The organism is Bacillus sp. AR13-1 (assembly GCF_008042285.1).
In the GTDB taxonomy this organism is placed as follows: domain Bacteria; phylum Bacillota; class Bacilli; order Bacillales; family Bacillaceae_G; genus Bacillus_A; species Bacillus_A mycoides.
On record NZ_QNUA01000003.1, the window covers coordinates 45,551 to 54,449 of the forward strand.

The window sequence follows — 8,899 nt, forward strand, 5'->3', positions numbered from 1 at the left end:
TGAAACCATGTTAGATAAAAATCAATCAAAAGTCGTCCTTCCTTCATGGGTGTGGAAGGGCGCACGAAACGAAAAAGAAGCGAAAATGAAGGCGATTGAGTACATCACTCCTGATCGCTATCCAGGATACAAAGTAATTAAGGTTCAAGGCGACATAGCGGTATGCGAAAGGGACGTGATGTGATGTTTAAGGTACCAGTAAGACGTGGAACAATGACTGAAATGTTAAAAGCGGTTCGCGATTTAGAAAATCGAGGTTATGACTATATAACCCCAATTAAGAAGGTATATAGAGTAGAAAAAACATTTTATAACGATGGGAAATTCAAAGGGAAAGACAAGATTAGGTTTACGGGCATGGATGATCATGTCAGTTACGAATGTTGGATGAAGAAGGTGAACTAAATGGCAGATGTTAAATGGATAAAACTCTCTACTAGCATGTTTGAAGATGAAAAGATTCGATTGATTGAAAGCTTACCAGATGCAGACACACTACTAATCATTTGGATTAAATTGTTGTCTCAAGCGGGCAGAACGAATGCCAATGGTTACATCTTCTTAAGCGAAAACATTCCTTTTACAGAAGAAATGCTTTCAACGCTTTTTAATAGACCAATAGCAACTGTGAGACTTGCGTTACAAACATTTAAACAGTTTGGAATGATTGATGTCACCGATGATCAGTACATATGCATTTCGAATTGGGAGAAACATCAGAACATTGATGGTTTAGATAAAATTCGTGAGCAAAATCGATTACGTAAGCAAAAACAAAGAGAGAAAGAAAAACAGTTTCTATTAGGGGATGACATGGGTACATGTGCTTATTGCGGAAATGCAGCAAACACACTAGACCATCTAATTCCTAAATCGCATGGTGGATTGGATACTCAAGAAAATTGCGTAGCGTGTTGCAAACGATGTAATGAAATGAAAACAAATCGTCCTTTGGAAGTCTTCCTTAATGAATGTTTACTGTTAGGAACTCCAGTGTTAGATCTGAAGTCAGTTTTAAATAACAAGAAAATCATGAGTTTAGTTGACTATCAAGGCGGAAGATTTTTACGTCCCGTGACAGGTCACGTGACTCGTCACGGTAGTCACGCAACAGATATAGAAAAAGATAAAGAATTAGATATAGATAAAGAAAAAGATAAGAAGAAAGAAAAACCTTCCCGTCACAAGCTTGAAACTTGCGACACCAATGGGGCTAAGTATTTATTTGAAAAAATTAAGGATAACAACCCTAAACAAAAGGAACCTAACTTCGATACTTGGGCTAATGACTTTAGATTAATGCGCGAAAAGGATAACCGTGAACCACAAGAGATTAAAGATGTTATTGATTGGTGCCAAGCAGATACATTCTGGCAAGGTAACATTTTATCTGCTAAAAAGCTACGTGAAAAGTTCGATCAGTTAACAATTCAAATGAATTCTAAAAAAGGAGCGAAGAACAATGCAGAGAGCGGCGGCAGCAATACCAACCGATATAGCCAAAAAGGTGAATATGACTATGGATTCTGATGTTTGTGATACGCATGGCATGAATAAGATGAAGTTCGGTGGACAAGTTGTATGCCCTCGATGCTTCCTTGAAAACGAAAGTAAGAAGCTCCAGGAACAAGAGCAAGCGAAATACGATGCGGATAAAGCGAACGAGAAAAAGTTCATGTTCCATCAACAAAGCATGATAGCTGATAGCAACATTAAGAAAGCGAATTTTGATAACTACCAACCTACTAGCAAGGAAGGAGCAAAGAACCTTGAACTCGCAAAGGTACTTGCAACGGATTATCTCAATGAGAAAGTATTCAATACGATTATGGCCGGGAATTGTGGAGCAGGGAAAACGCATCTTGCTTATGCAATCGCAGATCAGCTTGCAGGAGCAGGGATATCAGTTGTCTTCGTTACAGTCGGTGAATTGCTACGGAAGATTAAAAGCACTTTCAATAAAGATTCCTCCTTAACTGAGGATTCAATCATTCGGACGTTAGTAAGAGCAGATGTATTGATAGTCGATGACTTAGGAGCAGAGTTAGGCGCGTTAGATGCAAATACAAAAGCGACAAACTTCATTAATAGGGTGTTATTCGATGTTTTTGATGGAAGGCAAGGTAAATCTACCATCTTCACGACAAACCTCACAGGAGAGCGTTTAGAGGGTGCATATGACGAACGGATTGTATCACGTATTTTCAATAATTTCAGAGCGATTGTTTTCAAAGATACAAAGGATTATAGAAGAAAAGCATTACCATTTTAAAAGGGGGAATTAAGATGTGTGCATGTAATGGAACGGGAGTAATTAGAAACGATATTGGAATGGGAATGTACCAATTTGCACCATGTATTTGCGAAGCAGGGAATCGGACACCTGAAGAAGTGGATAGAAGACGTCATGCTGTTATGGCGGAACTAAGAGAAATTCATCAATTACAACTGGAGGGGAAATGGGATGGGGAACTTCGAAACAGCAGAACAGCTTGAGAATTACACGATTTCACAACAAACAAAAAAGTACATGAAAAAAGAGAGACAGAAGTTATATATACCTCTCGAAAAGTATGATCTTGTATTCAGTGATAAAGAAGTGAATCACATGAAAACATTGTGGAGAGAAAATAAATCTATGGTTGAAATCGCTGAAGAAATGGGGCGTCATGAAATGGAAATAGCGGTCCTTATTATGGATCAGGGTGATAAGAAAAGAATCAATAAACGTCCAATGGGATTAGGGGCATGAAACAACTAACACTTGAGGATGTTGTGGGAAGTTTTGATTACGCAGCAAAGAGCACGGCCGAGCTATTCCTAGCAAAGCCAAGCTTCATAACGTCATACGAGGTTCATTTCTACGATCAAGACGAAAGGCAAAAGATGGATTGCTTTGATGCTGATACTGAAAGTGAAGCATGGGATGCAGCGGTAAAAGAACATGGTAAGGGGATTCAGAAGATTAAGATAAAACGTTCGAATCGTACGAGAGCTGAATTTTTAGCACTAGATTAGGAGGGAAAGGGAATGGCTTTTGATCGTTGGTTAACTGATGAGGAATATGCAAGGGCAGCAGCTAACGGGGTGAGCAGAGAAAGGTTGAACAGTCGTGTCTATGATTTTGAATGGGATTTAGAGTTAGCAATATCAGCTCCACTTGGTACGGTTAGACACGAATACGAAAGGAAACATGCAAAATGGCTCAAAGTAGCATCAGAAAACGGTATAAACATTAGCACTTTTTACAGCAGATTAGGGTTAGGATGGGAGATCCAAGAAGCCGCAATAAAGCCAGTAAGACAAAAGAGCAAAGCAGAAAAAACGTGGTTAAATATCGCGAAACAAAATGGGATTAGCTATCAAACTTTCATGTCACGGATTCATACCCGGAAATGGGATTTAGAAAAGGCAGCAACAACGCCACCAATCAATACAGGAAGACGTTGTTCAGTAAAAGTTAAGGAGGAAGCGTTGTGAAGTATTACGGCCCAGTCATAACTGAAGATGATTACGAGAAGGCTTCTAAAAATGGTATTAGCAAATCAAATGTATATCAGCGAGTTAATGAGTACGGATGGGAAATAGAACGTGCTATAACGGTACCAATCAGAAATCGAAAAGGCGAAATTAGTGCCGGCATGATAACACTCGCAGAACGGAACGGTATTAGTAAGCCGACTTACTATAAAAGAATTAAAACTGGTATGGATCCATATGAAGCAGCAACGAAGCCAAAAGGATACGCAGCGCACTTAGAATTAGCGAGAAAAAACGGGATTAAAGACGCTACGTTTTATCAAAGGATAACTAGGGGAATGAAGCCTTACGAAGCGGCTACAAAATCAGTGGCGAGCCGAAAAAAAGTGCAGCAAATCAGCTAGGAGGCAACATGGACAGGCAAGACGTTTTAATCAACAAATTAATCGATAATCACATATACAAGCTACCGGATGGGCGCGATCTCTTTGAGGGGAGTTGCGAGGAACTGGCGGGGCTGTTGGAAAGGGATGGGGAGAATGAGAGAGATTAAGTTTCGCGGAAAACCAATTGAATTTTACAGTGATACAAAATGGTTTTACGGAAGTGCGATTATGAATTACGAAGACCGATTAGCTTATATCGAGGAACCAGGTAATGGTTTTGTACCAGTTAAATGGGCATCAGTTAGTGAATATACAGGTCTGAAGGATAAGAATGATAAGGAACTTTTTGAGGGTGATGTATTTGAAGAGAACTATTTCGACAACGAATACGACGGGCAAGTAATTAATCGATATGAAGTTATTTTTAATAACGGTGCATTTATGGCAAAACCAATAGGGGTTACATCTAATAAATTCCCAATATAGCTCGTGTTTATGTTTGCTAATAAACCGAAATGCCATGATGTAGAGATCTTAGGTAACGTCTATGAAAATCCAGAACTACTAAAAGGAGCGGATGAAAATGAATGAAACATTAAAAGCATTTCAAGCGTTAGCAAATGAAATTTGGGGAGAAGCGAAAGTAAACGGAGAAAAAGCGGATGAAGCTTTCGACAAGATGGATTTAGGTTTATCAGGTTATCACAGAGGAATGCATTTCGTGAACGCAGGAATAGCGTCGAGAATTGAAGCGATTCTAGAAGGTCATAGAGAGGATGAAGAATAATGAGAGAAATCGAAAACGGCGTATTTGAAATTACTAAACTAATTAATGATGCAAAGGAGAAAAAATAAAATGATTAAAATTACGGTATTCACTAAAAACAATTGCAACGACTGCAAACGATTAAACCTGATGTTAGACAACTTTCCTTCTGATGTTGCCACTTTAGATGTGACTTACTTCAATGTTGAAGAACCTGAAAACGCACATTTCATTCAGGATTACGATTTAATGGCGATGCCAGCTTTACGAATCGAAAATGATGATATTATTCATGGATTCCAGGAAGGAAAAGTAATGACTAGGTTAGGAGTATAGGAGGTTTTTATGAAAGAATCGACTTTAGTTCAAATAAAAAGCGAAATCGTAACGAATCAAGATGAAATTAACAAATATAAATGCCATCTTGTGATGGCTAAAATCGAAGTTGAGAAGACAGAAAAGAAAATTAAAGAATTAGAAGAACGTAGAGAAACGTTATTAAATTGCTTATAAGGAGTGGGACGGAATGTTAAACATACAAAAGATTTTCGAAGCACAGGACGAGCTAGATAGTAAGGTTGTTGAGGTTCATGGGTTAGAAGGAAAAAGTCTTACAGGTGATATCACCCAAGCTTTATACGTTGAACTGGGTGAACTCGCGCAAGAAATAGGATTCTTTAAGTATTGGAAAAAGAACAAAAAAGACGACAAGGCGCGTCAGTATGATGAGTGGGCGGATTGCATGCACTTTATGGCGAGTTTGGGTAATAAGTACGATCATGTGGATTATGTTTTATTAGGAAGAGTAAAAAGCGCTATGAAAAGAGATATTGAACATTGTATTAACAATGAAATTGCATACCACATTCTTTTTGAAGAATTATATACAACAAATTTTAATAACGAATATGAATATGCTATTTCTTTAGCTTTACTGATTACAATCGGACTTAAATTAGGGATGTCATACGAAGACATGGAAAAGGCATATTTCGAAAAGAACCAAGTTAACTATGATCGATTAAATAGCGGTTATTAATCAAATTAAAATGGAAAGAGCCACGAGTTGTGAAGGCTCATGGCTCATTGTATAAGGGTAAAGCCAAATTAATGACTTTATAGATAAATAGTATCATATTTATCCAAATAAATACAATAAAAGTAAATTAAATGGTATAAAATTTGAATTTTGTTAAGAAAAGGAGAGATTAAGAGTGGCAAATTGTTGTGATCGTTGTAAAAACGTTATTAATCCTAAAGAAACATGCACAGTTACATTTGAATTTAAATTTCGAGAACGGGTAAAAAGTTATTTACTATCGGTTCAACGTAGAATGAACGGGCAAAGTGAATACGATGACATAACTGCGACTGGGAAAGTCGATATGTGTGCAAAGTGTAGAGAATCTTTAAAAGAGTTCCTGAATGGAGCCGATGTAGTTAAATCTTAAAGTTTAACAAAAGCGTTATTTTAATCGAAAAGGGGAATGAAAATGGAGAATACAGGGATAACAAGGGCTATAGATCAATACGGAAGGTTAGTTATACCGATTGAGATTAAACGCCAATTAGGAATTGGACCAGGAACAGAAATGAAGTTGTTTTTGAATGGCGAGGATATTGTAATGAGAAAACACGAAAAAGCTTGTCTTGTTACAGGAAAAACAGTTGAAGAACCTATTGAATTGTTTGATGGGAATTTAACTCTTAGTAAAGAGGGAGCTAAAGAGTTGTTGGAGACATTAGCACGATGGGTATAAAAATTTCATTTTGTAGAAAAGTGTGGTGAAAAAAGCATGTTAACTTGGATAACAATTGGCGTACTTATTTATTTGGTAATCGGGATAGGATTATTAGTTTGGTCAGTAACTACTTCTTCCTGGGGCGGATTAATACTACATTTCGCAATCCCAATTATACTATTTTGGCCTTACTTCATTATTAGGAGTTTATTCGATAGATAAACAAAAGAGCAGCTAGCAAAAGCTAACTGCTCGGTTCTCCAAGGGGGAAAGGAGAAAGGTTAGGGACTTCATTAAATGAGTTCTGGCTATCGCCTATCTATATTATTGACGGAATATTGAGTTTTATTCAGGGGGAGGAACTAAAGATGGAAGAAAACGAAAGATATTGGATTTTAGAATTTTACAGATATCATTGCGAACATAAATACGAAGCCGATAGCAAGGAAGAAGCACTAAGATATGGTTGCCTTCGAGAAGATGAAGGTGAAATTTCAATGCGTCGATTACTTGATCCAGATGGAAATGTAGAAATGGATAAACAAGAGCTATCTCATTACTATATTCATGATTGGGAGTATTAAACTCAACAAAATAATCCTTTGAGTAGAAAGTGAGGTTAAAAGAATGGAAGGTAACGTAAAGCTTTTAGGTGCAGACGGAATGTGTGGAATGGAGTTTAAAGGAAATAAGGTTAATGTTTATAACGATGAAGGATACGTAATGGAGAGTATGACAACAAGGGAGCATATTCAGGAAGTTATTGATTTCCTTGAAGAGTGTAAGAAAGAAATGGAGGAATAAAAATGGGACAAGGTAACCGTGGAATGGCTTTTGAAAAGCTTATCAATCTATCGAATGAAATGTATCAACGCGAGGGAGTGGCGCTTATAAACAAGCGTCCGACTCCTGTAAAGGTATTAAAAATGGTTTATGGACGTGTGAAAGATGGTTATTACGAGTCTAAAAGTACAGTAGACTATGACGGTGTGTATAAAGGACGATCTATAGCGTTTGAAGCGAAGTCTACAAATGAGATAAATCGATTTGATTTAAAGAATATCGCGCAGCACCAATTGGATTATCTAGAGACAGCGGAGAAGATGGGAGCAATATGTTTCTTCCTTATTGGGTTTAGCAAGGACCAGTCAGTATTCGCGGTACCACTATCAGTCATTCAATCTTACGTAAGGATGTCGCAACAGCCAAAAGGTAAGAAGTCGATACCAAGAGCAGACTTTGATATTTATGCGTACTTAGTAGAACAGACAGAACGAGCGCCAGTGGATTACTTGCAATACGTAGATGACACAGTAACTTCTGTTATGTTTGATGGAATGATTCAATTTGATCAGGACCGTCAAAAGGTTGCAAATAACATTGAAGCAGCAAAAGAGAAGATGGCCAACAAGAAACGTAAATTATTAAAGGCTTAATGGGGGCGAAATAATGAGAGAAGACATTTACAGATTATCAAAAGAGAGACAAAAACATATGGATAAGTACATTTTACAGAAAGAGCTTTTTGATTTGCCTATAGGTACAGTATTTGTACACGATATGGAGGATAGATTTAAAGGAAGTCCGGCAGCAGGTTGTTTGAAATTAGCATGGACTGATGATGGTAATTGTCAAAAAGGTGTTAATTATTGTGGAGAGACATTTATACTTCATGCGGATGTTAGAAAGGACGTGGAATGGTTCATAGCATCAGATGAGAATGTTCATTGGAAGAATGAAAAAGAATACCTTGAAACCCAATTAAGAAATCTAGAGGGAAAAAATCGGATATTAGAAAATGAGAAACAAAAGTTAGATAAAGTTAGAGGTTCAGTGATTGGATTATGGTTATTGAAGAAACTAAGAATCAAGTAAATGGATAACGGAACAATGCAGAGTAGATTGGTGGGGGCTACTTTACTAAGCATCGTTCCCTTATTCAACAATGAGATAGTAAAATTTCACGTACCTTATGTGATGTTAAAAAGACAAATTCGAAATAGGGGGATTCCTTCATGGAACAATTAACTTTATTACCGCAAATCGATGACAAGAAAGTGCAAAAGGAAGTAGTCAGCATCTTAAAGGAATACCGTGCATTAAAGATGCGATTCAATAATGAAGTGGAACAAGAAGGGATCAGTCTGTTTCCAGAGATACGAAATTCAAGAAGAATAAGTGAATTAAAGGTGAAGCAGATAGAGAAGACTTTGGACCATATCTTAGATAAGGAAGAAAGAGACATTATTACAATGAAGTTCTTAACGAATGAAAGAGTAAAAGATTCAGATGTTTATCATGATCTACTACTCAAAAAGACTTACTTCTATGAGAAGAAGCAAAGTGCCGTGAAATTGATTGCTACATCGTTAGGGATTATCTAAAAACCGCGAACAAACCGCGAACTTTTTGGGGGACTAAATAAAATGCTGAAAATTATAAGCTATTCCTATAAACAGTTCTTTGAAAAGAGAATACGTTTTGGGGATAGCGTTCCCATTATAATAACGTTACTCGGTGACGCG

23 protein-coding genes are annotated in these 8,899 nt (G+C 37.2%); all 23 read left to right on the forward strand.

Going from position 1 to position 8,899, the window contains the following annotated elements; genetic code table 11:
* The first annotated feature begins 7 nt into the window (after nt 1–7).
* The 23 genes from DN408_RS31200 to DN408_RS01385 all read left to right on the forward strand — a co-directional run bounded on the left by DN408_RS31200 (nt 8) and on the right by DN408_RS01385 (nt 8,758).
* A complete protein-coding gene (locus tag DN408_RS31200; protein WP_179957873.1) occupies nt 8–184 on the forward strand; it encodes a hypothetical protein in 177 nt (58 codons plus the stop codon).
* On the forward strand, nt 184–405 hold the full coding sequence (locus tag DN408_RS01290; RefSeq protein ID WP_147739930.1) for a hypothetical protein: 222 nt from the start codon (nt 184–186) through the stop codon (nt 403–405). The genes DN408_RS31200 and DN408_RS01290 overlap by 1 nt, the downstream gene beginning before the upstream one ends.
* Nucleotides 406–1,530, forward strand: a complete 1,125-nt coding sequence (locus DN408_RS01295) for a phage replisome organizer N-terminal domain-containing protein (protein WP_147739931.1) — start codon at nt 406–408, stop codon at nt 1,528–1,530.
* Entirely contained in the window at nt 1,514–2,272 is a 759-nt protein-coding gene (locus tag DN408_RS01300) for an ATP-binding protein (protein ID WP_147739937.1), read from the forward strand. The genes DN408_RS01295 and DN408_RS01300 overlap by 17 nt, the downstream gene beginning before the upstream one ends.
* 14 nt (nt 2,273–2,286) lie before the next feature.
* On the forward strand, nt 2,287–2,496 hold the full coding sequence (locus tag DN408_RS01305; protein ID WP_147739932.1) for a hypothetical protein: 210 nt from the start codon (nt 2,287–2,289) through the stop codon (nt 2,494–2,496).
* Nucleotides 2,465–2,752 (forward strand): helix-turn-helix domain containing protein, encoded by a 288-nt coding sequence (locus DN408_RS01310; protein ID WP_078178355.1) that lies wholly within the window; start codon nt 2,465–2,467, stop codon nt 2,750–2,752. Before DN408_RS01305 ends, DN408_RS01310 begins: the two co-directional genes overlap by 32 nt.
* Nucleotides 2,749–3,018, forward strand: coding sequence for a hypothetical protein (locus DN408_RS01315; protein WP_147739933.1), 270 nt, complete (start codon nt 2,749–2,751; stop codon nt 3,016–3,018). Before DN408_RS01310 ends, DN408_RS01315 begins: the two co-directional genes overlap by 4 nt.
* A 12-nt stretch (nt 3,019–3,030) precedes the next feature.
* Nucleotides 3,031–3,480, forward strand: coding sequence for a nucleoside permease (locus tag DN408_RS01320; RefSeq protein ID WP_147739934.1), 450 nt, complete (start codon nt 3,031–3,033; stop codon nt 3,478–3,480).
* Entirely contained in the window at nt 3,477–3,884 is a 408-nt protein-coding gene (locus tag DN408_RS01325; RefSeq protein WP_078178358.1) for a hypothetical protein, read from the forward strand. The genes DN408_RS01320 and DN408_RS01325 overlap by 4 nt, the downstream gene beginning before the upstream one ends.
* Nucleotides 3,885–3,892: 8 nt before the next feature.
* Nucleotides 3,893–4,033, forward strand: coding sequence for a Fur-regulated basic protein FbpA (locus tag DN408_RS01330; RefSeq protein ID WP_078178359.1), 141 nt, complete (start codon nt 3,893–3,895; stop codon nt 4,031–4,033).
* Complete coding sequence (locus tag DN408_RS01335) at nt 4,011–4,352, forward strand: YopX family protein (protein ID WP_370458373.1); 342 nt, start codon at nt 4,011–4,013, stop codon at nt 4,350–4,352. The genes DN408_RS01330 and DN408_RS01335 overlap by 23 nt, the downstream gene beginning before the upstream one ends.
* A 97-nt stretch (nt 4,353–4,449) precedes the next feature.
* On the forward strand, nt 4,450–4,653 hold the full coding sequence (locus tag DN408_RS01345; RefSeq protein WP_078178361.1) for a hypothetical protein: 204 nt from the start codon (nt 4,450–4,452) through the stop codon (nt 4,651–4,653).
* Between the two features lie 129 nt (nt 4,654–4,782).
* Nucleotides 4,783–4,968, forward strand: coding sequence for a hypothetical protein (locus tag DN408_RS01350; RefSeq protein WP_179957874.1), 186 nt, complete (start codon nt 4,783–4,785; stop codon nt 4,966–4,968).
* A 9-nt stretch (nt 4,969–4,977) separates the two neighbouring features.
* A complete protein-coding gene (locus tag DN408_RS31205) occupies nt 4,978–5,145 on the forward strand; it encodes a hypothetical protein (RefSeq protein ID WP_158080630.1) in 168 nt (55 codons plus the stop codon).
* 13 nt (nt 5,146–5,158) lie between these two features.
* Nucleotides 5,159–5,671 carry a dUTP diphosphatase gene (locus DN408_RS01355; protein WP_078178363.1) on the forward strand — a complete coding sequence of 171 codons (513 nt, stop codon included), beginning with the start codon at nt 5,159–5,161 and terminating at the stop codon, nt 5,669–5,671.
* A 175-nt stretch (nt 5,672–5,846) separates the two neighbouring features.
* Nucleotides 5,847–6,083, forward strand: a complete 237-nt coding sequence (locus DN408_RS01360) for a hypothetical protein (protein WP_078178364.1) — start codon at nt 5,847–5,849, stop codon at nt 6,081–6,083.
* A 42-nt stretch (nt 6,084–6,125) separates the two neighbouring features.
* Nucleotides 6,126–6,392 carry an AbrB/MazE/SpoVT family DNA-binding domain-containing protein gene (locus DN408_RS01365; protein WP_078178365.1) on the forward strand — a complete coding sequence of 89 codons (267 nt, stop codon included), beginning with the start codon at nt 6,126–6,128 and terminating at the stop codon, nt 6,390–6,392.
* A gap of 36 nt (nt 6,393–6,428) precedes the next feature.
* The gene (locus DN408_RS31210) at nt 6,429–6,596 is read left to right on the forward strand and encodes a hypothetical protein (protein ID WP_179876774.1); all 168 of its coding nucleotides are present in this window, start codon (nt 6,429–6,431) and stop codon (nt 6,594–6,596) included.
* Nucleotides 6,597–6,742: 146 nt separating this feature from the next.
* Complete coding sequence (locus tag DN408_RS01370) at nt 6,743–6,958, forward strand: hypothetical protein (RefSeq protein ID WP_142253404.1); 216 nt, start codon at nt 6,743–6,745, stop codon at nt 6,956–6,958.
* 43 nt (nt 6,959–7,001) lie between these two features.
* Complete coding sequence (locus DN408_RS31215; protein WP_179957875.1) at nt 7,002–7,178, forward strand: hypothetical protein; 177 nt, start codon at nt 7,002–7,004, stop codon at nt 7,176–7,178.
* Nucleotides 7,179–7,180: 2 nt separating this feature from the next.
* The gene (gene recU / locus DN408_RS01375) at nt 7,181–7,810 is read left to right on the forward strand and encodes a Holliday junction resolvase RecU (RefSeq protein WP_078178367.1); all 630 of its coding nucleotides are present in this window, start codon (nt 7,181–7,183) and stop codon (nt 7,808–7,810) included.
* 13 nt (nt 7,811–7,823) lie between these two features.
* A complete protein-coding gene (locus tag DN408_RS01380) occupies nt 7,824–8,249 on the forward strand; it encodes a hypothetical protein (RefSeq protein ID WP_078178368.1) in 426 nt (141 codons plus the stop codon).
* 140 nt (nt 8,250–8,389) lie between these two features.
* Complete coding sequence (locus tag DN408_RS01385) at nt 8,390–8,758, forward strand: ArpU family phage packaging/lysis transcriptional regulator (RefSeq protein ID WP_078178369.1); 369 nt, start codon at nt 8,390–8,392, stop codon at nt 8,756–8,758.
* Nucleotides 8,759–8,899 lie beyond the last annotated feature (141 nt).

What these genes read in the sequence shown, in the direction of transcription:
- DN408_RS31200 (WP_179957873.1), top strand. Translation starts at nt 8, where the DNA reads ATGTTAGATAAAAATCAATCAAAAGTCGTCCTTCCTTCATGGGTGTGG.
- DN408_RS01290 (WP_147739930.1), top strand. Translation starts at nt 184, where the DNA reads ATGTTTAAGGTACCAGTAAGACGTGGAACAATGACTGAAATGTTAAAA.
- DN408_RS01295 (WP_147739931.1), top strand. Translation starts at nt 406, where the DNA reads ATGGCAGATGTTAAATGGATAAAACTCTCTACTAGCATGTTTGAAGAT.
- DN408_RS01300 (WP_147739937.1), top strand. Translation starts at nt 1,514, where the DNA reads ATGACTATGGATTCTGATGTTTGTGATACGCATGGCATGAATAAGATG.
- DN408_RS01305 (WP_147739932.1), top strand. Translation starts at nt 2,287, where the DNA reads ATGTGTGCATGTAATGGAACGGGAGTAATTAGAAACGATATTGGAATG.
- DN408_RS01310 (WP_078178355.1), top strand. Translation starts at nt 2,465, where the DNA reads ATGGGGAACTTCGAAACAGCAGAACAGCTTGAGAATTACACGATTTCA.
- DN408_RS01315 (WP_147739933.1), top strand. Translation starts at nt 2,749, where the DNA reads ATGAAACAACTAACACTTGAGGATGTTGTGGGAAGTTTTGATTACGCA.
- DN408_RS01320 (WP_147739934.1), top strand. Translation starts at nt 3,031, where the DNA reads ATGGCTTTTGATCGTTGGTTAACTGATGAGGAATATGCAAGGGCAGCA.
- DN408_RS01330 (WP_078178359.1), top strand. Translation starts at nt 3,893, where the DNA reads ATGGACAGGCAAGACGTTTTAATCAACAAATTAATCGATAATCACATA.
- DN408_RS01335 (WP_370458373.1), top strand. Translation starts at nt 4,011, where the DNA reads ATGGGGAGAATGAGAGAGATTAAGTTTCGCGGAAAACCAATTGAATTT.
- DN408_RS01345 (WP_078178361.1), top strand. Translation starts at nt 4,450, where the DNA reads ATGAATGAAACATTAAAAGCATTTCAAGCGTTAGCAAATGAAATTTGG.
- DN408_RS01350 (WP_179957874.1), top strand. Translation starts at nt 4,783, where the DNA reads ATGTTAGACAACTTTCCTTCTGATGTTGCCACTTTAGATGTGACTTAC.
- DN408_RS31205 (WP_158080630.1), top strand. Translation starts at nt 4,978, where the DNA reads ATGAAAGAATCGACTTTAGTTCAAATAAAAAGCGAAATCGTAACGAAT.
- DN408_RS01355 (WP_078178363.1), top strand. Translation starts at nt 5,159, where the DNA reads ATGTTAAACATACAAAAGATTTTCGAAGCACAGGACGAGCTAGATAGT.
- DN408_RS01365 (WP_078178365.1), top strand. Translation starts at nt 6,126, where the DNA reads ATGGAGAATACAGGGATAACAAGGGCTATAGATCAATACGGAAGGTTA.
- DN408_RS31210 (WP_179876774.1), top strand. Translation starts at nt 6,429, where the DNA reads ATGTTAACTTGGATAACAATTGGCGTACTTATTTATTTGGTAATCGGG.
- DN408_RS01370 (WP_142253404.1), top strand. Translation starts at nt 6,743, where the DNA reads ATGGAAGAAAACGAAAGATATTGGATTTTAGAATTTTACAGATATCAT.
- DN408_RS31215 (WP_179957875.1), top strand. Translation starts at nt 7,002, where the DNA reads ATGGAAGGTAACGTAAAGCTTTTAGGTGCAGACGGAATGTGTGGAATG.
- recU (WP_078178367.1), top strand. Translation starts at nt 7,181, where the DNA reads ATGGGACAAGGTAACCGTGGAATGGCTTTTGAAAAGCTTATCAATCTA.
- DN408_RS01380 (WP_078178368.1), top strand. Translation starts at nt 7,824, where the DNA reads ATGAGAGAAGACATTTACAGATTATCAAAAGAGAGACAAAAACATATG.
- DN408_RS01385 (WP_078178369.1), top strand. Translation starts at nt 8,390, where the DNA reads ATGGAACAATTAACTTTATTACCGCAAATCGATGACAAGAAAGTGCAA.